At 31.3% G+C, this 20,465-nt stretch carries 19 protein-coding genes; 5 read left to right on the top strand and 14 right to left on the bottom strand.

Annotation, left to right across the window (positions count from 1 at the left end):
* Positions 1-2: 2 nt before the first annotated feature.
* Positions 3-830, bottom strand: coding sequence for an alpha/beta hydrolase (locus A7L45_RS05030; RefSeq protein ID WP_071611752.1), 828 nt, complete (start codon positions 828-830; stop codon positions 3-5).
* Positions 831-1,342: 512 nt separating this feature from the next.
* On the opposite strand from A7L45_RS05030, the gene A7L45_RS05025 reads away from it, so the two are divergent.
* Positions 1,343-2,722, top strand: coding sequence for an amino acid permease (locus tag A7L45_RS05025; RefSeq protein WP_071611751.1), 1,380 nt, complete (start codon positions 1,343-1,345; stop codon positions 2,720-2,722).
* A 150-nt stretch (positions 2,723-2,872) separates the two neighbouring features.
* Here the strand turns inward: A7L45_RS05025 and A7L45_RS05020 are convergent, their stop codons facing one another.
* Complete coding sequence (locus A7L45_RS05020) at positions 2,873-3,607, bottom strand: hypothetical protein (protein WP_071611750.1); 735 nt, start codon at positions 3,605-3,607, stop codon at positions 2,873-2,875.
* A complete protein-coding gene (locus A7L45_RS05015; protein ID WP_071611749.1) occupies positions 3,597-4,979 on the bottom strand; it encodes an AAA family ATPase in 1,383 nt (460 codons plus the stop codon). Before A7L45_RS05015 ends, A7L45_RS05020 begins: the two co-directional genes overlap by 11 nt.
* A 236-nt stretch (positions 4,980-5,215) precedes the next feature.
* Here A7L45_RS05015 and A7L45_RS05010 point away from each other — a divergent pair, with 236 nt between their 5' ends.
* Positions 5,216-5,713, top strand: a complete 498-nt coding sequence (locus A7L45_RS05010) for a C40 family peptidase (RefSeq protein WP_071611748.1) — start codon at positions 5,216-5,218, stop codon at positions 5,711-5,713.
* Between the two features lie 55 nt (positions 5,714-5,768).
* On the opposite strand, the gene A7L45_RS05005 is transcribed toward A7L45_RS05010, so the two are convergent.
* The 11 genes from A7L45_RS05005 to A7L45_RS04955 all read right to left on the bottom strand — a co-directional run bounded on the left by A7L45_RS05005 (position 5,769) and on the right by A7L45_RS04955 (position 16,892).
* Positions 5,769-6,608, bottom strand: coding sequence for a pirin family protein (locus A7L45_RS05005; RefSeq protein ID WP_071611747.1), 840 nt, complete (start codon positions 6,606-6,608; stop codon positions 5,769-5,771).
* 105 nt (positions 6,609-6,713) lie between these two features.
* Positions 6,714-8,201 carry a nicotinate phosphoribosyltransferase gene (locus A7L45_RS05000; RefSeq protein ID WP_071611746.1) on the bottom strand — a complete coding sequence of 496 codons (1,488 nt, stop codon included), beginning with the start codon at positions 8,199-8,201 and terminating at the stop codon, positions 6,714-6,716.
* A gap of 50 nt (positions 8,202-8,251) precedes the next feature.
* The gene (locus tag A7L45_RS04995) at positions 8,252-8,617 is read right to left on the bottom strand and encodes a hypothetical protein (protein ID WP_071611745.1); all 366 of its coding nucleotides are present in this window, start codon (positions 8,615-8,617) and stop codon (positions 8,252-8,254) included.
* 238 nt (positions 8,618-8,855) lie between these two features.
* A complete protein-coding gene (locus A7L45_RS04990) occupies positions 8,856-9,509 on the bottom strand; it encodes a cysteine hydrolase family protein (RefSeq protein ID WP_071611744.1) in 654 nt (217 codons plus the stop codon).
* A gap of 53 nt (positions 9,510-9,562) precedes the next feature.
* Positions 9,563-10,483: an NUDIX hydrolase gene (locus A7L45_RS04985; protein ID WP_071611743.1), complete on the bottom strand. Its 921-nt coding sequence runs from the start codon at positions 10,481-10,483 to the stop codon at positions 9,563-9,565.
* A 194-nt stretch (positions 10,484-10,677) separates the two neighbouring features.
* A complete protein-coding gene (locus tag A7L45_RS04980) occupies positions 10,678-11,157 on the bottom strand; it encodes a glutathione peroxidase (protein ID WP_071611742.1) in 480 nt (159 codons plus the stop codon).
* Positions 11,158-11,357: 200 nt separating this feature from the next.
* Complete coding sequence (locus tag A7L45_RS04975; RefSeq protein WP_071611741.1) at positions 11,358-12,134, bottom strand: EFR1 family ferrodoxin; 777 nt, start codon at positions 12,132-12,134, stop codon at positions 11,358-11,360.
* Positions 12,135-12,297: 163 nt separating this feature from the next.
* Positions 12,298-12,945 carry a fructose-6-phosphate aldolase gene (fsa, locus tag A7L45_RS04970; protein ID WP_071611740.1) on the bottom strand — a complete coding sequence of 216 codons (648 nt, stop codon included), beginning with the start codon at positions 12,943-12,945 and terminating at the stop codon, positions 12,298-12,300.
* 71 nt (positions 12,946-13,016) lie between these two features.
* Entirely contained in the window at positions 13,017-14,483 is a 1,467-nt protein-coding gene (araA, locus tag A7L45_RS04965; RefSeq protein ID WP_071611739.1) for an L-arabinose isomerase, read from the bottom strand.
* A gap of 18 nt (positions 14,484-14,501) precedes the next feature.
* Positions 14,502-15,203, bottom strand: a complete 702-nt coding sequence (gene araD, locus A7L45_RS04960) for an L-ribulose-5-phosphate 4-epimerase (protein ID WP_071611738.1) — start codon at positions 15,201-15,203, stop codon at positions 14,502-14,504.
* 3 nt (positions 15,204-15,206) lie between these two features.
* On the bottom strand, positions 15,207-16,892 hold the full coding sequence (locus A7L45_RS04955; protein ID WP_071611737.1) for a ribulokinase: 1,686 nt from the start codon (positions 16,890-16,892) through the stop codon (positions 15,207-15,209).
* A gap of 168 nt (positions 16,893-17,060) precedes the next feature.
* Here A7L45_RS04955 and A7L45_RS04950 point away from each other — a divergent pair, with 168 nt between their 5' ends.
* The 3 genes from A7L45_RS04950 (at position 17,061) to A7L45_RS04940 (ending at position 20,410) form a co-directional block, all read left to right on the top strand.
* Positions 17,061-18,146 (top strand): GntR family transcriptional regulator, encoded by a 1,086-nt coding sequence (locus tag A7L45_RS04950; RefSeq protein WP_071611736.1) that lies wholly within the window; start codon positions 17,061-17,063, stop codon positions 18,144-18,146.
* Positions 18,147-18,321: 175 nt separating this feature from the next.
* A complete protein-coding gene (locus A7L45_RS04945; RefSeq protein WP_071611735.1) occupies positions 18,322-19,713 on the top strand; it encodes a sugar porter family MFS transporter in 1,392 nt (463 codons plus the stop codon).
* A 208-nt stretch (positions 19,714-19,921) separates the two neighbouring features.
* The gene (locus tag A7L45_RS04940) at positions 19,922-20,410 is read left to right on the top strand and encodes a DUF6803 family protein (protein WP_071611734.1); all 489 of its coding nucleotides are present in this window, start codon (positions 19,922-19,924) and stop codon (positions 20,408-20,410) included.
* Positions 20,411-20,465 lie beyond the last annotated feature (55 nt).

The raw sequence follows: 20,465 nt of genomic DNA, 5'->3' as shown, positions 1-20,465 counted from the left end.
TTCTATTTCTTTGAGAATAGATTAGTTAACCACGTAATACACAATTCCATCCAAGTAGCAACATTGGGATAAACCCCTTTTCCTTCTTCCCTAGTTTCTTCATTAGCAAGCGATAACCCATGTGGTCCTTCTGGGTATATGTGTAATTCAAAAGGTATTTTTTTGTTTCTTAACGCCTTAGCAAATAACAATGTATTTTCAACCGGTACTGAGTCATCTTCAAATGTATGCCATAAAAATGTAGGTGGTGTTTTCTCTGAAACATTATGTTCTAATGACATCTTCTCCTTTAATGACTCGCTGGCATTATCTCCTATCAAATTGCAAAGTGAGTTTTCATGAGTAAATACTCCTGATGTTATTACAGGATAACATAAAATTTGAGCATTTGGATTATTTTTACCTACCTCAATTCCAGGTACCCCTTTTAAATAAGACTCATCCCAATAAACTCCAAGACTTGAAGCTAAATGCCCACCTGCGGAAAAGCCACACACCGCAATTTTATTAACATCTATTTTCCACTCTTTAGAATTTTCACGAAGTATACACATTGCCCTTGATAAATCTAGCAATGATTGTGGATACTTGTTTGGAGCAACACTATAATATAAAACAAATGCATGAAAGCCCGCAGCGTTAAATTTAATAGCTATAGGTTCAGCTTCTCTTAATGATGTATAAGCATATGCCCCTCCTGGGCATATTAAAACAGCTCCCCTTATTTTATCTCCATTAAGTAAATATGTATCTAAAGTTGGTCTAAAATCATCATTTCCTTTATTTTTATATGGAAATTCACCCCACAAATCAATAGTCTTATTTATCATATTCATATCTCCTTTAATCATAATTTCAAACTAAGAAACTACCGATACTTTTTTTTACAAATTAAGTATATTATAATAAAAATATACCAAATTGTCTATATTCGTATTATATCCCTTTATATTAAAAAAATATCCCTTTATATTAATAATATATTAATAATTTTTACTACTATTTTACTTGTTATCCAAATAAAATTAAAACATTTTGTCAATGTTGTAACTGCATATTAAAACTTAGAAAATGTCATTATATTATAGTATTATATATATAATCAAACGAATTAGCTTAACAAGCTATATTTAACCCTTTCTAATTTTTCAAATTTTCTATATAATGAATTCTAATAATATTTTTTATGCATAATATAGTATTACATTCATTTCTTTTTATAGTTTTAAATACAAATAATCCAAATAAAGAACGGACAATATTAGTACATAAAACTTTAGTTTTTATATCAACAAAATAATTTAAGTAAAATTAAAATTTAATTAAAGGAGTGAAAAAATTTATGGATATTTGGAAAAAGAAAACCTTAGAACAAATGTTACATTCAGCCGAAAAATCAGATTTAAAGAAGAATCTTACATCAAAAGACCTTGCAGCACTTGGAATAGGTGCAGTTGTTGGTACAGGGATCTTTGTTTCAACTGGTGTTGGAGCTCATCTAGCAGGGCCTGCAGTTGTTTTATCATTTATAGTAGCCGCGGTAATAAGTGCCCTTTGCGCTCTTACTTATTCTGAACTTGCTACAATGTTTCCAGTTGCGGGAAGTACCTATGCATACTCTTATGTTGCCTTTGGCGAATTAATAGCTTGGATTATAGGATGGGACTTAATGCTTGAGTATTTGGTTTCTTCCGCTGCAGTTGCATCTGGATGGTCAGGAACCTTTGTAGGTTTATTAAGTTCCGCAGGTCTAAATTTGCCTAATGCAATAATTAAAACTCCCTCAGCTGGTGGAATTATTGACATGCCTGCTGTTCTTATAACTATGTTTGTAACTTGGATATTATTTATAGGCATAAAAGAAAGTGCAAAATTGAATAATAAAATTGTTTTGATAAAAGTCGGTGTAATTATTTTATTTGTGATACTTGGAGTATTCCATATTAATGTAGCTAACTATAAACCATTTGCTCCATTTGGTTGGAGTGGTGTTATGGCTGGTGCTTCGATTATATTCTTTGCATATATTGGTTTTGACGCAGTTTCAACTGCTGCCGAAGAAACTATAAACCCAAAGAGGGATGTACCACGTGGACTTGCAATTTGCCTAGGTATAGTAATTATACTTTACATTGCAGTTGCACTTGTTATAACTGGTATGGTTCCATATAAAGAAATAATTGAGAACAATGCTGTTCCAGGAGCTCTTGCAAGATTTGGCATCAATTGGGGAGCAGCCCTTGTTGGAACTGGAGCAGTTATCGGTATGATTTCAACACTACTTGTAATGCTTTATGGACAAATTAGAGTATTTATGGTTATGTCAAGAGATGGGTTACTTCCAAAGGTTTTTTCAAAGGTACACCCTATTCACAAAACCCCTACTCTTTGCACAATAATAACAGGTAGTATTGCTGGAATAATGGCCGGTTTTCTACCATTAGATGAAATAATAAAACTATGCAATATAGGTACATTATTTGCATTCATTCTAGTTTCAATAGGAGTTATAGTTCTTAGAAAAACTATGCCGAATATTGAAAGAAAATTTAAGTGTCCATGGGTACCAGTTCTACCTATCATTTCTGCACTTGCTTGTATTTATTTAATGTCAGCCTTACCACTAGTTACATGGATTAGATTTATAATTTGGTTATTAATTGGAATAGTGATTTACTTTGTGTATAGTAGACATCACAGTTTACTTCAAAAAGAAAAATAATATTACAAAAATAAAGTAGACAGACTACCGTTTGGTAGTCTATTTTATTTTTGTAATTTATTCAATCTTTATTGTGTTAAATCATCTCCTGGGGAGCTGCATTAACGACTTCAGAAGGAAATTTAAAATCCCACTGAAGTTTTATTTCTGCTAAGATAAGTTACTCCCACTTATAGAAGTGGGAGACTTTCCTTCTGAAATGTCGTTAAGATATAAATTAAAATTAGTAAATCGTTTTAGAGAATTTGTATCTTTTTTTATAAACTCCCAGGTATCTTTATACTCAGCATTAATAGCAAATTCCGGATTATTCATAAATTCAATAAAACTAATGGGGTTTGTTATAAATTCGTCTTCAAATTTTTCAGCAAACCGCCGTTTATCATCATCATTAACGACTTGTATATTATGAATTACATGTTCTAAATTAGAAGAAAAGAAATATACCCGGTAGCTTAAGTTTGCATATACCATATTCGTAGTTGCGAGCTTACTTAGAATTTGTGATTTTTGTTTATTACGCTTTTTTATATTATCAGTATTTTTTGCATATATATTCTGAGTGTTATACTCAATACTACCATTCGTGTCCTTTTGCAGAACTTGTTCATCATTTATAAATGCACCGTCAGTATCTACTAAATGAATTACGTTTGAAATATCACTTTTCTTATACATGTCACTAGATATAAACTCCTTTATATAATCTGTAATTTTAGCGTAAATATTACTCGCACTAACTCCATTTTGCGTTGTAATATCACCGTGAATAACTTTAAACCTAACAATTTTATCTTTTTCAATTATTTTAGATAAAACCAATGCAAATGAATTTCTATCAGTTACTCCCTCAACTATAAATAAAACAATTTTTTTACTCTTCATAAAGAATGTCACCAGCTTTTCTAAATGCGTGTGCAATCTCAAAACTATTAGTCTCTTCATATATACACTCATTAAGTCCACCCAAATCAACCCCACGCAAATATACATTTCGTAGATTATTGTTACTTTTTACATTCATTATTCTTATAAATCTGTTCTGAGGATTAGTCGTACTAAATACCAATGATTCTTTTTCTAACATCTCGAGTGGTCGTAGATTGTGTGACGTAAATATAAATTGACCTTTTCCTTCTTGCTCAATTATCTTTAATAATTCCCCTAACAAATACTCAAATATACCAGCATCAAGTTCATCAACTATTAAACAAATTGCTGGGTTATTAAACATGGAGATTAAGGTGCTTAAAATAGAAATTATCTTTTTAATACCTTCAGATTCATATTTCAAAGGAATCTTTATATCTTTTTTAATTGAAAGTAATTGTATTCTTACTACTTCTTTTCCATTTTTAGATATCTCATTTCCTAAATTATTAATCTCTAACTGTAAATTAGGAATAATAGTGCTTAACACCATATTCAACTGTTTTATAATTCTTGTCGCTATATTATACCTTTTTTTATCTATATTTGACGTTCCGAGTAGGTTAATTGCGATATCTCCACTAGTTACACAGTCCTCATCCTCCATTCTAAAACTTAATGGCATATAATTAAGGCTTATAGTTGCTGAATGTTCATTGGTTATTACAAATAAATTTACTCTAGCAAAATGTTTAATAACATTAATAACATTAAAATAATCATTGCTCATAGAATTACTTTTAAAAATTTCTTCCAAACTATCGTTAAAAATAAAAGATGTTTTTTCCTTTATCGATAACCTTTTACCCACTTCAAGATTAAATTCATTTTCTTTATTATTTCTTATTAACTCGTTATAACGAGCCTTCGGCAATATATATGTATCCTTTAAATCTATAAGATATTCGATTATATCAATTTTTCTTTTTTTATTATCCTCATTTATTTGAGAATAACTTAACTTCTCATTATATAATTCTGCAAACCCTTCTTTTCGCCTTAGGGAAAACTGGTAATACACTAATAACCTTTGATCTTTTAGTTCAATATAGAAAACAAATTTTAATGTAGCTGATTCTTCTAATTCGTGTATATAATTTTTAATATCTTCTGGTAATTTTTCACCACTTGCTATTATTTTAAATAATTTAAAAGCTTCTACTATAGTGGTTTTTCCTGAACCATTTTGTCCATAAATCCCAATTATATCTGATTTAGCACTATAATATTTTTTTTGTCTATAACCTGACAAATCTATAATTCCCTCCTGAATATTCTTAAACCCCGTAAGTTCAATCTTTTGTATTCTTATAATTGTTTTTGTCATATATTCCACTCCAATACATATATATTACACGCTTCTCACTATAATATAGTAATACTTTTTATCTAATTGATACAAAATGTTTCTTTAAATGCACTCGCTTATATTATATCACATTCAAACAATATTATTCATTATGCTCTTAATTAGAATAATTAAAAAAAGTTTTTGTTTTTTAAAGGGATTTACTATGTTTATGTAGAATATAGTAATAGATTACGTTTACAAAGGAGGCCATAATGAAGAAAGTTAAAAATATTACAACATTTGCTCTTGCTTTATTGCTTGCAGGTTCAATAAGTATTACTAGTAAGCCTGTGCATGCTGAAGCACTTGTATACACAACAGAAATTACTCAATTAGCAGCAAGTAAAAACAAGCTTACAGGGACTAATATCGTAGACTATGCAGAAACATTTATAGGCATCCCATATAAATATGGTGGAACTACCACGGCAGGTTTTGATTGCTCTGGTTTTACTATGCATGTTTATAATAATTTCAAAGTAAATTTGCCACGCATTGCATCATCTCAAACATCAAAAGGCAGTGTAATTAGTAAATCTACCCTTAAGAAAGGAGATTTAGTTTTTTTTGGTAATCCTGTCTATCATGTAGGTATTTATGTTGGAAATGGCAAATTCATACATTCCCCTAAAACTGGGTCATCGGTTAAAATTATAGATTTAAAATATATGCCTGATTATAATACAGCCAGAAGAATAACGAGCAATTAGGAAAAAGGAGCAAACAATAATTTGTAATTATTGCTTGCTCCTAAGCTTTTGTTTGCTACTTAACAAATGTTCCATCCTCAATATCTTTAAATGCCCTCCTAAGTTCCTCTTGGGTGTTCATTACAATAGGTCCACCCCATGCAATCGACTCATTCAATTTAGCTCCTGAAAACAACAGAAAACGAAGACCTTTTTCTGTTGCTCTAGCTACTAATTTCTCGCCATTATTAAAAAGTACTGCACTCCTACTTGGAACCAATTTATCATTAGAATCATCAAAACAGCCTTCGCCTTCCACTATATATATAAACAGTGTTGTGTCAGTCATAGTTTCTAATTCCCATCGTCCACCAGCTTTCATTTCAACGTCTAAGAATAACATTTTCACATGCTCACCTTGCACGGCTCCTGAATTACCTTTATAATTCCCTGAAATAACTCTAATGATCTTATCATCTTCGTCAATTTTAGTTACCATATCTTCTCTAATATCTCGATACTTTGGACTTGTCATTTTATCCTTCTGAGGTAGATTAAGCCAAAGTTGAACGCCAAGCATTCTATTTGATTTTTTTGGCATTTCCTGATGAAGGATTCCACCACCAGCTGTCATCCATTGACAACAACCATCTAATATGCTTCCATTATTACCCAAGCTATCTGTATGCTCAATATCTCCACTTATAAGGTAGGTAACTGTCTCTATTCCCCTATGTGGATGCCATGGAAAACCTTTAGTATAATCATCAGGATCTATTGAGTCAAAAGCATCTAACATCAAAAATGGATCAAATTCTTTTACATCAGGTAAACTAATCACACGAACAAGTTTTACTCCAGCTCCATCATACTGAGTTGTTCCTGTTACTACTTTACGTATTTCCCTTGTTTTCATAATATCCTTCCTCCCTATTAAATCTAATTTACTTTATATTACTAATTATTTATTCTTCTCAGCCATATAATCACTATATCATATAACTAATATAAGTACATTTAATTATTTTTCATTTTTTTCTTCTAAATTTCTATATTTTCGAATTAATTCCTGCTTAACTAACCAAAGTTCATGAGATAAATCAACAAAATACTTGTGTGGATTAGAAAATCTCTTAACTTCATCCCATATGCTGTCTACTTGATTTTTGCAGTAATCTCTAATTTCCTCTATAGTTGGTAATTCATATACACACTCTCCGTTAAGAAATATTGGTACTTGAAGCTTTTTCGCGTAGAAATTGGTAACTTTTTTCTTTTTCCAAGTGAGAACTGGGTCAAAGATAATATATGGAGCCGCCTCATTTATAACCTCCCCTGTAAGTGTAATAACATCCGCAATTGCCTTGTGAGTGTTTTTATCATATAATCTCCAGCACATTTTATATCCTGGATTAATAATTTTTTCTTCACTTTCGCTCAATTTAATTCTTGGGACAACTTCTCCCTCTTCTTCAACTGCCACTAATTTATAAACACCGCCGAATACTGGTTCTGATTTGGCCGTTACTAATCTTTCACCAACACCAAATATGTCTATTTTAGCATTTTGATTTAATAATTCAGTTATAATAAACTCATCTAAGCTATTAGATGCTACTATTTTGCAATCTGTAAGCCCTGCTGCATCTAACATAATTCTTACTTTCTTTGAAAGATAAGCAAGATCTCCACTATCAAGTCTAATTGCTTTTAACCTTTTTCCAATTGGCTCTAAAACATCTTTTGAAACCTTAATAGCATTTGGTATACCACTAGTTATAACATTATATGTATCAACAAGTAATGTACATGTATCTGGGTAAGTTTTGGCATATGTTTCAAAAGCTTTATATTCATCTCCAAAGAATTGTATCCATGAATGTGCCATTGTTCCAGTAGACGGAATCCCGTACATTTGATCTGCAATAGTTGTAGCCGTTCCACTTACTCCTCCTATATATGATGCTCTTGCCCCCATTATAGCTGCATCAGCACCATGGGTTCTTCTTGCTCCAAGCTCAAGTATTGGTCTCCCCTTTGCAGCTCTCACTATTCTACTGGCTTTTGTAGCTATTAAGCTTTGATGATTGATTGTTAAAAGTAACATAGTCTCTATAAGTTGTGCCTCAATTACCTTTGCCTTAATTGTGACTATTGCCTCATTTGGAAATACTACCGTACCCTCTGGAATTGCATATATATCTCCTGAGAATTTAAATGCTAATAAATACTCTAAAAACTCCTCTGACAAAACGCCCTTACTTCTTAAAAAATCTACATCATCTCTCGTGAATTTTAAGTTCTTAACAAACACTACAAGTTGTTCCAGACCCGCCGCTATTGAAAAACCTCCTCCATCTGGGTTCTTTCTATAGAACATATCAAAATACACAATTGTGTTTGAAACCCCATTTACAAAATACCCATTTGACATTGTTAATTCATAAAAATCCATTAACATTGAAAGATTTCTTTCCTCGCGAATATTGAATTCATTACTCATTTTCATATTTCTCCTTAATTTCATATTTTATTGGGCTTAATCATTTTTAGCTTTATCTAAGCATTTAATAAATTTAAGTATTTATTGTTTTGATTATTATTTTTAAGTTCTAGTATTTTATCTATTATATAATTAGTAACATCTTTAACTTTCTTTCTACTAAATATTTGACTTATCGTACTACAATGTTTTATTACTTCGATTTTTGAACTAAATGAATTTGTTGTTATTGTAAACGCAATAGTCTTTTTAAATTGCTCACCCATGTCAACAAGGAAAATTAAATCCAAGCTATATTCCTGATACTCGTTACCTTCAATATAAACCTTTCTGTTATTATCCTTTGCAATTCCGGATAGACTATTTATTCTCTCATCATTTACCAATTCATTTAGTATTTTTATCATATAATAATTCATCATATACTTTCACTCCTTACTCATTTAGTATCAAACTAGTACAAAGCCTTCGTAAAAAAATTAAAACTTATTGTTTTTCTTTTTATACCTAAAATACTTTGTACCTATGTGGTACTATTATTATACCATATACCATTCCATTGTCAATATGAATATTCCACACTATTGGTTTATATATAAAATTAGTTCCTTTAGACAATAAAAGGAACTAATTTTATAATCTACACTATTAATGAAATAACTATAATATAGTATCAACTACCTCTATGCCATTAGATTTCATTTCCCAAAGAGATATAACTTTCATTAAATCACCATCGTGAGTTCCAGTGTCAAAGGTTTCTACTGAATCTATTGGTACAATAATTCTTCTATCAATATTTTTTTCATTGAAATATGTTTTTAATGTTTCTGTAAAATGCTTAACACATATATCCGTCGAACATCCTTCTACAATATAGTTTTCAATCTGCGCTTCATTTTCATGAAGCCATGTTTTAAATTCTGGTGCATGGAAGCCATTAGTACTATTCTTATGGATTATTGTAGTATTACTATGAAGTGTAGCTCCACAATTCAATGAAGAAATAAGCTCTGCCTCAGTACTATTTTTTAAACAATGTCTTCCGTAGATCTTAAACTCAGTAGAATTTTCATCATGTTGCTCCAAAAAAAACACCTTTTTATATCCGTATGTACGTTCATTAATAGCTACAACATTATCTATAATAGTTTCAACTCTTGGTGAAGACATTATTCCAGCGTGGACAAAACCATTGACCATATCCATAACTATCAAAGCTGTTTTTTCTTTTGGAAGGTCATTTAGATTAACTACATTTCCCTTTATTTCATTTTGCATATCAAATATTTTATTTATTAGTAAATTTATCATACATATCATTTCCTCTCTTTTATTATTTAGAGCCAAAGGTGATAATTAACCTATTAGTCTAAAAAATTATGTTCCCAGTTTTCATTAAATATATAACAGGTTGCCGGTCTTCCTGCAGTTGTTTTTTCTTTATCAGTTTCTACAACCATCTTCTTGATCTTGCGCCTAAAATTAGCCCTTGATAAAGGTTTTCCTAAATTAAGAATAGCTTCATATATTTTTTGAGCTTCCCTTAACGTAAAATATTTTGGAAGTAATGAAAAAGCAATTGAAGTGTATTCTATCTTATTTTTAAGTCTATCTAACGCATAATACACTTCGTCAATATGGTCAAAAGCAAGTTCATCTTTACTCCACTTAAGTGGCTCATAGGATGGTACTTTAATTGTAATAATGCCATTCTTAACAAATCTTTCATAAACAACATAACCTATTTTAACCTCACCATCATCAGAAATAAGTGTTATATTATAAACATCCACTCTCTCTATTCCAGAATTATCTGATGAAACAAAGTCCTTCTTTACCGTAAACCATTGCGCATAAGTAGCATCGTCACCCGCTACTGCCTTAATGTTTGTTTTATCGGCAAGTGCCAAATAAGCTATCGAAATAACCCTCATCCTCGGATCTCTATCTACTAGATCCCCAAAAGTTTTTAACTGCTCAAAATACACACTATCAATATTAGTTTCTTCTTTTAATTCTCTGTAACAAGCAGTACTTAATCCTTCATCAATATTAACGAATCCACCCGGAATTCCATAACACCCAATATATGGGTGATCGCCTCTCTTTACCAAAAGCAATTTAAGCGCTTTATCAGGATCTTTCCCCTCTACCGGTATATCATCTATCGTAAAAAGTAACATATCCACTGTATTAGAGGGTCTATCATAATTCCCTGGCACATAACTAGCCAAAAACTCTTTTTCAGTTAATCCATCCTTGTTTTTTATATCTAAATTTCTCATAATCATTTTTCCTTTCTATATTGATTATTATTTTATGACTATGCTCATCTAATCTACTTTGTATTGTTATAATACTATAACCTTAGCACCATATAGATACAAAGTCAATGCTTTTGTAATAAACACTAAAAACATTGTATTATCTAAAAAACGGGCCTGTAATTTATTACAGGCCCGTTTTTTTAAATACAATTTTATTTTTTTAATAAGTTCTCGATATCTGTTTTTATATTTAATGGAAGCACTGTTGGCGCATATCTCTTAATTACTTCCCCTTCTGTATTTATTAAAAACTTAGTAAAATTCCATTTTATTTCCTTACCTAAAAATCCTTTTTCTTCATTCTTTAAATATTTATATAAAGGGTGTGCATTTTGTCCATTTACATTTATTTTTTCAAACATAGTAAAACTAACTCCATAATTTAATAAACAAAACTGTTGTATCTCTTCATTACTACCAGAATCCTGCTTTGCAAACTGATTACAAGGGAATCCTAGAATTTCAAAACCTTGATCTTTATATTCGTTATATAATTTTTCAAGACCTTCAAACTGAGGTGTTAATCCACACTTACTTGCAGTGTTTACAACTAAAACAACCTTACCCCTATATTCCTCCATCTTTATATCTTGTCCATCCATTTCTTTTGCTGAAAAATCATAAAAATTCATATTATTTACTTCCCTTCAAAATTAATTTTTTAGTTTTGTACAATTAAATTTGACTCAACTTTATTATAGGTTTAATTATTATCATTGTCAACCTAAATTTTACAAAAAATAAAACAAACGTTAAAATTCTATTTAAAGAACCTAACGCTTGTTATATTAAATCATATCCTGGGTCGCTGCAATACTAATAGCTCGCTTTTTTATAAATGGAACAATTCCGTAACGTCTACATCTGGGTGATGATAACGACCTCTTTTTATTGTTACCTTTTTATATTGAATTGATTTTTGTGGACACCACTGCATACAAGCAAGGCATTGCTCACATTTATGTTGCCATTGTGGTTTACCCTCCATCATTTCTATATTACTCGCAGGACATACCTTTGAACATGTACCACAACCATTACAGTTTTTGTCTGTCCAAAAATCTTTATCTTTTTTATAAGGGCTAAAACTGCCATAAATCATTCCACCAACTGTCCTCATCAAGCTTTCCCCGAGTCCACTAAACCCAACTATCTCATTATTATTTAGACTTTTAACAATTCCACTTATTTTTTCTTTTTCATCGTCAAAACACTCCTTCTGTTTTTCCTCAGAGTAAGGTGCGTAAATAACTTGATAATTTCCTGGCATTTTGACTTTAAACGCAGCGCTAAGTTTAATACCCTTGTCAGTTAACAGCTCTTCTAATTGTTTTATAGAGGCCCCCGCTGCTGATCCAAAAGTTACAACGGTATAAACATAAGCATCCTTTTTAAGTCTAATTTCTTTAATAAACTTTTTAACTAAAAATGGAATTCCAGAAGCGTATACTGGAAAAATAAATCCAATTTTATTTGATAATGTATTATCAATATTCATATTATTTGTACATATTTGTACTATTTCTGTATCTTTTAATTCAAGAGCTATATCCCTGGCTACCTTTAAAGAATTACCCGTACCACTAAAACAATAAATTGTAGATTCCATAAAAACACTCCTATACTCAATATTATTTTCATTGAAACAATTTCCTTTATAACTATTATATACAATGCTATTGTATATAATAGTTAATGTCAAGATTTTATAAAAAAATATGGAACCTTTCTTTTAAAGAAAAGTTCCATACTTTATCTATATACTTTCATTATTATTTTCCGAAAGTTTCTTTCCAATCTTGAGCAAATTTTTCTATTCCAGCATCGGTCAATGGATGTTTTATCATCTGTTTAATGATTTTAAGTGGAACAGTCGCAATATGAGCTCCTGCAACTGCAACATCTGTGACATGCATTGGAGTTCTTATACTTGCAGCAATTATTTCAGTGTCTATAGCGTGTACTTTAAAAATTGTAACAATAGTTCTTATTAAATCCATAGCATTAGCATTTATATCATCAAGTCTTCCTACGAAAGGACTTACATATGATGCTCCTGCTCTTGCCGCAAGTAATGCTTGTCCTGCTGAGAATATTAATGTTACATTTGTTTTTATTCCTTCTTTTGAAAGTACTTTAACAGCCTTTAGACCGTCCTCTGTCATTGGAATTTTAACAATCATATTTTTATGTATTTTTGCTATTTCTCTTCCTTCTTTTATCATACCTTTTGAATCTAAAGAAATAACTTCCCCACTTATTGGTCCGTCTACAATAGATGCTATTTCTTTTATAACTTCATTAAAATCTCTACCTTCTTTTGCAATTAATGATGGATTAGTAGTAACACCACAAATAACACCCATATCATTCGCTTCACGGATATCTTCTACATTAGCTGTATCAATAAATAATTTCATACAATTAGCCTCCTTATAAAAGGCCAGCAAAACTGCCAACCTTTTATATTATTTTTCTCTAGTTATTTATTCTATCTTGTTGTATCTTTCATAATATCTCTTAATTTTGTATCATGATCTATTATAACAGTTTCTAGCCCAACCATACGGCTCCAATCATAAACTTGATCAACTGTTAACATTAATGTAACAACTGTATGATGTCCACCACCAGAATATATCCATGCTTTAACACCATCACTAAAGTTTGGTTCTGGCTTCCATACCATTTTAGCTACTGGTAAATTTGGCATATCTTCAGTAGGTTTAACTGCTGTTATTTCGTTAATAATTAGACGATAATGTGTTCCTAAATCAAGCATAGATACTGCAACTCCAGCTCCAACTGAGCCATTAAATATTAAACGAGCTGGATCTTCTTTATCACCAATTCCGAGTGGTTTAACAACTATGCTAGGCTTGTCTGAAGCAAATGTTGGATCAACTTCAAGCATATGTGCGCCTAAGATTCTTTCATTACCATTACTGAATTCGTACATATAATCTTCCATAAATCCTGTTTTCTCATTATTTGTCATAACCTTAAATAATCTAGACATTGCTGCAGTTTTCCAATCTCCTTCTCCAGCAAATCCGTAACCCTGCGCATTCAACCTTTGAACAGCAAGTCCAGGCAATTGTTTCATTCCATATAAATCTTCAAAATTTGTTGTAAATGCTGTGTAATTTCCTGCATCTAAGAAAGTTTTTAATCCAATTTCAATTCTTATTTGTTCTTTTACATGTTCCTCATAGTACTTAGGATCATTTTCTCCAGCATCCATAATGTATATTTTCTTAAATCCTTCATATGTGTCATCAACTTCTTTTTCTGAAACTTTACTGATCTCGGTAGTTAAATCACCAATAGCAAAGTAGTCAACTGTCCAGCCAAATTGAATTTGAGCTTCTATTTTATCTCCTTCAGTAACAGCAACATTACGCATGTTATCACCAAAACGAGCAACTTTTATCTCGGAGCTTATAATAAACCCTACGGCTACATTCATCCAATCAGCAATTTCTTTTTTAATCTCATCTGTTTTCCAATATCCAAAAATTACTTTATTATGTTTTTTTAGTCTTGTATTTATAAACCCATATTCACGATCTCCATGAGCACTTTGATGTAGATTCATATAATCCATATCAATTGTTTTCCATGGAATATGTTCACTAAATTGTGTTGCCAAATGTAGTAGAGGTTTTTGTAATAATTTTGTACCAGCTATCCACATTTTAGCAGGTGAAAAGGTGTGCATCCAAGTAATTACGCCAGCTACCTTATCATTATAATTTACTTCTTTCATTAAACTAGTAATTTCATCCGCAGATGTTGCAAGGGACTTAAATACTATAGTGTAAGGTAATTTTCCACTTTTATTTAAACCATCTGCAATAATTTGAGAATCTTGTTTTACTTCATCCAATGCATCTTGACCATATAAATTTTGACTACCTACTATAAACCAAAATTCCATCTTTTTGTTATCTAACATAATAATTTGTTCCTCCTTTTATTTTTTGTTTTGACCATAATATGCATTTTTTCCATGTTTGCGATTAAAATGTTTATCTAACAAAACTCCATCCATTTTAATATTATGTGAATTAAGCTGCAGCGAATGATACGCCATTTTTGCAACTTCTTCTAGTACTACAGAGTTATGAACTGCATTTACGGGATCCGTGCCCCAAGTAAATGGTCCATGGTCATTCACGAGTACCCCTGGTACCTGATCTGGATTAATATTGTTTTTATTAAAAGTTTCAACTACAACATTTCCAGTTTGTTTTTCATAGTCTTTAATTATTTCATCTTCAGTCATCGCCCTAGTTACAGGTATATCTCCATAAAAATAATCACCATGTGTTGTTCCAGCAGCCGGAATAGAAACACCTGCCTGGGCAAAAGAAACTGCCCAGGGAGAATGTGTATGAACTACGCCCATAATATTTGGAAAAGCTTTGTATAAAGCTAAATGAGTTGGTGTATCACTTGAAGGATTTAATTTACCTTCAACTATGTTCCCATCCATATCAACAACAACCATATCGTGAGCTCCCATTTGATCATATTCAACGCCACTAGGTTTTATAACAATTAACCCCCTTGAACGATCAATTCCTGAAACATTACCCCAAGTGAAAGTTACTAAATTATATTGAGGTAACAACAAATTTGCTTCAAATACCTTTTGCTTTAAATCCTCTAACATAAATTAACCCTCCTTAGATACGGATTCCTTAATCTTCTTCAAATGTTTCATTACATCATTGGCACCACGACCAAAGTAATCATGTAATTTTACATACTCTTTATAAATTGCTTCATAATGTTTAACATTTTCTGGAATTGGTTTTATTGAGTTTTCTTTAAGTCTTGCCATTTGCTTTGATGCCTCTTGTATAGTGTCGTAACCAAAAGCTTCTTTGCCAGCTGCAACAGCGGCAAACATTGCAGCTCCAATTGCAGGTGCTTGATGATGCTCTGATATAAACATTTCTTTATTAGTAACATCAGCATAAATTTGATTTAACATCTGATTTCTGTGAGGTAACCCACCACAAACCGTTAAAGTATCAATTGGCACACCATTTTCTTCAAAAGTATCTATAATCAAACGTTTGCCAAATGCTGTTGCTTCTATTAAAGCTCGATATATTTCTTCTGGTTTTGTATCCATGTTCATTCCGAGTACTAAACCAGTTAAATCTGTATCTACTAGAATAGAACGATTCCCATTCCACCAATCTAATGCTATTAATCCACTTTCACCAATTTTTAGCTTTTTAGCCTTTGCTTCAAGTAACTGGTGAATATTTAAACCATTTTTCTCTGCCTCTTTGAAATATCTTTCTGGAACCTGGTTATTAACAAACCATCCAAAAATATCTCCAACGGCATTTTGACCAGATTCATAAGCATAAAATCCCGGTACAGCACCATCCTTAACTACACCACACATACCAGGTACTGGTATTTCTTTTTCTCCAAGTGTGATATCACAAGTAGATGTACCCATAATATTAAGCATTGTTCTTGGCCCTATTACTCCAGTAGGTGCAACTGAAACATGAGCATCAACATTTCCAACTCCTACAGCAATTCCTATATTGAGGCCTGTAGCCTTAGCTATCTTTTCAAGAAGTCCACCTGCTTTAGTTCCTACAGGATAAAACTTAGTACCAATTTTATCTTTAATTACATTTTCCATTAATGGATTTAGCTCTTTAAAAAATTCATTACTTGGGAATCCTGTTTCAGCATTCCATATTGCTTTATAGCCTGCAGTAGTTGCATTCTTCATCTTTTTACCAGTTAACTGCCATGTCAACCAGTCTGTTGCTTCTATAAAGTCATCCATAGCTGCATATACATCAGGTGCTTCTTCAACAATTTGCATTAGTTTTGGAAATAGCCATTCTGATGAGATTTTACCACCATAATACTTAAGCCATGGTTCGTTACGTTTTTTAGCAATAGCATTTAATCTATCTGCTTGATCTTGCGCAGCATGATGTTTCCAAAGTTTAACCCATGCATGTGGGTTATCATGCCATTCTTTTATATTCATCAAAGGAGTACCATCGTTCTTTACAGGAAGTACAGTACACGCTGTAAAATCAATAGCTACACCTATAATATCATCCTTTGAAATTGTTTTTGTTGCCTCACTAACTGCCTCTTTAACTGTTGCTATAAAACATTCATAATAATCATTTGGATCTTGAAGTGCCCAATTATTACCTAATTTAATCGTAGTTCCCGGTAAGGTTTCATCAATTACCGCACTTGGGTAATTTTTTACTGCAGATGATACAACTTTTCCATTATCTAAGTTTACAACCACTGCCCTTGAAGACAAAGTTCCGTAGTCAACTCCAACTGTATATTTTGTTGTCATTTTATTGACCCCCTTCTTAGTAATCGCTTTCAATACAAACTATAATATTTATTCGTATAATTGTCAAGACATTTTTATTATTTATACGTACTAATTTTAAATATCATTGTGAATGCCCCTATCTTCTGATATAATATTTTATGAAATAAATTATTATAGGAGATACATATGAAGCACAAATACGAAGAAGTAATAGATAAAATTATTAATTGGGCAATTACTGAAAAATACAAACCAAACGATAAGCTCCCAACTGAATCCGAACTAATGTCCCTCTTTAATGTAAGCAGGCATACCGTAAGGAGAGCTATCAGTGATTTAAATGCTGCTCAGTATGTATATAGAATACAAGGAAGCGGAATATATCTATCTGATTGGAAACAAAATAGTATTCATTTAAAAAAGAGTAAAAATATAGGTGTTCTTACAACTCATATATCAAATTATATATTTCCAGATATAATTCGAGGTATTGAAAGCACTCTATATGCCCAGTCTTATTCTCTGTTATTATCATCTACTAGTAATAACATAATGTTTGAGAATAGTAATTTAAAAAATTTGCTAGCACATGAGATAGATGGCCTTATATTAGAACCAACAAAAAGTGCGTATCAAATTCACAATCTAGAATATCTAAATAATATAATAGCTAAAAATATTCCTATTATTATGATTAATGCTTCCTATTATGAAATCAAGGTCCCAAGCCTACGTGTTAATGATTTTAAAGGTGGTAAGATTGCCACTAAACACTTACTTTCTTTAGGTCACACTAATATAACCGGTATATTTAAAGTTGATGATTCCCAAGGTATCCATAGAATGAATGGATTTATTACGGAATGTCAAAATAATGAGATTGCATCATCGCCAAATCAAATTTTAACTTACCTCTCAGAAGAAGTGGAAACAGTACTTCCCCAAAGAATAGAGAGTGTACTCAAATCTAGCAATCGTCCCACAGGTATATTTTGTTATAATGATGAAATTGCATATATGGTATCAAGCATTGCAAATAAATTGAAAATAAAAATTCCAGAAGGACTTTCAATTATCGGCTTTGATGACTCTATGTTATCAAGAATTATGGTTCCAAAACTAACTTCCATTACACACCCAAAAGAACAAATGGGCAAGGACGCTGCTAATTTAATAATAAAATTAGTTAATAATAATAATGAGTTTGATGACAGTGATTCTATATTATATGAACCTAGTCTTGTTATTCGTAGTTCAACAAGGTTGCTTTAAAATAAACCATAGACCATAAGCTATTTTATGATATTATAGCGGTTTATGGTTTATTTATTTTTTATTTGTACCTATAACATTTATATTTTATTGACATTTGTACGTATATATATTATTATAATCTTGTAATCGCTTGCATGCTAATAATAAACATAATATATGAGGAGGATTTAAAATGTCAGAGAAACCTAAAAGTAAACGTTCTTTAATGTTTATTATACTAATATCATGTGCTGCCGGATTAGGCGGTCTACTATATGGATATGACACAGCCGTTATATCCGGAGCCATTGGTTCGCTTCAAAAGCTATATAATTTAACACCAATGATGGAAGGTCTAGTAATTTCAAGTATTATGATTGGTGGTGTCGTCGGTGTTGGTATCTCAGGATTCTTAGGTGATTTCATCGGTAGAAAAAAAGTATTAATGTTTGCTGCTGCTTTATTTGGAGTATCAGCCCTAGCATCTGCTTTATCACATTCAGTAGAAGCTTTAATTATTGCTAGAATAATTGGAGGCCTAGGTATTGGTATGGCTTCAGCCTTATCTGTAACTTATATTACAGAATGTGCACCACCTGCAATTCGTGGTAGACTTTCTGCACTCTATCAATTATTCACAATCTCTGGAATGTGTCTTACATACTTCATAAACCTATGGATTGTAAATATGGGTAATGATGCTTGGCTTACAACAACTGGATGGCGTTGGATGCTTGCTTGTGGTATATTCCCCTCTTTTGTATTCTTATTAACATTATTTTTCGTTCCAGAAAGTCCACGTTATTTAGTAAAAGCCGGAAAATTAGACCAAGCTGTTGCTGTACTTAATAAAATTAATGGCCCTATAATCGGAAAGCAAGAGTTTGCTTCTATTTCTAATTCATTAATAGTTGAAAAAGATTCATCTCTTAAACAGCTTTTTAAACCAGGGCTTCGCAAAGCTTTAGTAATCGGAATTTTCCTTGCCATCTTTAATCAAGCAGTTGGCATGAATTCAATTACATATTATGGTCCCAAAATTTTTGAAATGATAGGTTTTAAAACTAATTCAAGTTTTCTTGCTACAAGCGTGGTAGGCGTTGTAGACGTTTTAGCTACAATACTTGCTATGTTCTTAATAGATAAAGTTGGACGTAAAAAGTTAATGTCTATAGGTTCTGCATTAATGGCTTTCTTTATGTTATTCATTGGTTTGGCATTTTATACACATTACGGAAATGGAATGGTTATTTTATTCTTAATTCTTGGTTTTGTAGCATCATTTTGTATTTCAATGGGTCCAATTCCTTGGATTATGATTCCTGAAATATTCCCCAATTATTTAAGAGCAAGAGCAACAGGCATTGCAACTATGTTTCTGTGGGGTGCTAACTGGGCAATTGGGCAATTTACTCCAATGCTACTAAGTAGTATTGGTGGTGCATTTACCTTTTGGATATTCTGCGGATTAAATGTTATTTGCTTTATATTTGTTACAACGTCGGTTCCAGAAACTAAAAATAAATCATTAGAAGAGATTGAAAAGTTCTGGGTTCCTAAAAACAAGAAAAAAAATATTGCTTAAATTTATTTGATTTAAAATTACAAAATAGATTTACACCCTAATAAATCAGCCACATGTTGGATTACAATTCCATCATATGGCTTTTCTTGTTTCTAAAGATATACAATATTACATTCTCTATAAATAATATTTTTTTCTAATTTTAAAACTTCATAAAATCTACACAACTTTTTATTATAATGAGCTTAAAGAAAGAAGGATGATTATATTGAATATGACACATTATATGGCATTATTAACAAACAATCAGCCCTGGAATTTAATTATTTTTATGGCATTACCAGTTATAATGGCAGAAGCATTAACAATTAGCGAATTTTTTATTATTTTTAATAAAATTAAGCAAGGTGGTATTAGAACATTTAATAAAGTTGTAGGTATTTTTGACGGATTTTATTTTACAGGCATTTTTATATACTTATTTATAACCGCCGTCATACCCCTTTCAACAAGTGGTGGTTGGCATACCTGGGTAGATGTTGTCGCTGTTGGTTTTTATCTAAGTGGTGTTATTTTCCTTTTACCAATAGCACTAATGGAGCTTGGTATTATTTTTAAGAAAAAAACTTTAGACGAAAAAATGAAAATTCATTTTATTCTTATAAGTGGTTTTTTAGTTGTAGCACATATTGCTATGATTTTCGGTATGGTAAATCCTGAAATAATTAATAAGATGCCTGGTATGCCTGGTATGTAACAAAATCAACCAATCTCAAAAACCAAAAAACTTCGGCTGTATTTCTCCGAAGTTT

This window comes from Clostridium estertheticum subsp. estertheticum, from assembly GCF_001877035.1.
Classification (GTDB): domain Bacteria; phylum Bacillota; class Clostridia; order Clostridiales; family Clostridiaceae; genus Clostridium_AD; species Clostridium_AD estertheticum.
This window is presented reverse-complemented; position numbering and strand designations above follow the sequence as displayed.

Excerpts from the sequence above, each read along its gene's own strand:
- A7L45_RS05030 (WP_071611752.1), bottom strand. The coding sequence starts at position 830 with ATGATAAATAAGACTATTGATTTGTGGGGTGAATTTCCATATAAAAAT.
- A7L45_RS05025 (WP_071611751.1), top strand. The coding sequence starts at position 1,343 with ATGGATATTTGGAAAAAGAAAACCTTAGAACAAATGTTACATTCAGCC.
- A7L45_RS05020 (WP_071611750.1), bottom strand. The coding sequence starts at position 3,607 with ATGAAGAGTAAAAAAATTGTTTTATTTATAGTTGAGGGAGTAACTGAT.
- A7L45_RS05015 (WP_071611749.1), bottom strand. The coding sequence starts at position 4,979 with ATGACAAAAACAATTATAAGAATACAAAAGATTGAACTTACGGGGTTT.
- A7L45_RS05010 (WP_071611748.1), top strand. The coding sequence starts at position 5,216 with ATGAAGAAAGTTAAAAATATTACAACATTTGCTCTTGCTTTATTGCTT.
- A7L45_RS05005 (WP_071611747.1), bottom strand. The coding sequence starts at position 6,608 with ATGAAAACAAGGGAAATACGTAAAGTAGTAACAGGAACAACTCAGTAT.
- A7L45_RS05000 (WP_071611746.1), bottom strand. The coding sequence starts at position 8,201 with ATGAAAATGAGTAATGAATTCAATATTCGCGAGGAAAGAAATCTTTCA.
- A7L45_RS04995 (WP_071611745.1), bottom strand. The coding sequence starts at position 8,617 with ATGATGAATTATTATATGATAAAAATACTAAATGAATTGGTAAATGAT.
- A7L45_RS04990 (WP_071611744.1), bottom strand. The coding sequence starts at position 9,509 with ATGATAAATTTACTAATAAATAAAATATTTGATATGCAAAATGAAATA.
- A7L45_RS04985 (WP_071611743.1), bottom strand. The coding sequence starts at position 10,483 with ATGAGAAATTTAGATATAAAAAACAAGGATGGATTAACTGAAAAAGAG.
- A7L45_RS04980 (WP_071611742.1), bottom strand. The coding sequence starts at position 11,157 with ATGAATTTTTATGATTTTTCAGCAAAAGAAATGGATGGACAAGATATA.
- A7L45_RS04975 (WP_071611741.1), bottom strand. The coding sequence starts at position 12,134 with ATGGAATCTACAATTTATTGTTTTAGTGGTACGGGTAATTCTTTAAAG.
- fsa (WP_071611740.1), bottom strand. The coding sequence starts at position 12,945 with ATGAAATTATTTATTGATACAGCTAATGTAGAAGATATCCGTGAAGCG.
- araA (WP_071611739.1), bottom strand. The coding sequence starts at position 14,483 with ATGTTAGATAACAAAAAGATGGAATTTTGGTTTATAGTAGGTAGTCAA.
- araD (WP_071611738.1), bottom strand. The coding sequence starts at position 15,203 with ATGTTAGAGGATTTAAAGCAAAAGGTATTTGAAGCAAATTTGTTGTTA.
- A7L45_RS04955 (WP_071611737.1), bottom strand. The coding sequence starts at position 16,892 with ATGACAACAAAATATACAGTTGGAGTTGACTACGGAACTTTGTCTTCA.
- A7L45_RS04950 (WP_071611736.1), top strand. The coding sequence starts at position 17,061 with ATGAAGCACAAATACGAAGAAGTAATAGATAAAATTATTAATTGGGCA.
- A7L45_RS04945 (WP_071611735.1), top strand. The coding sequence starts at position 18,322 with ATGTCAGAGAAACCTAAAAGTAAACGTTCTTTAATGTTTATTATACTA.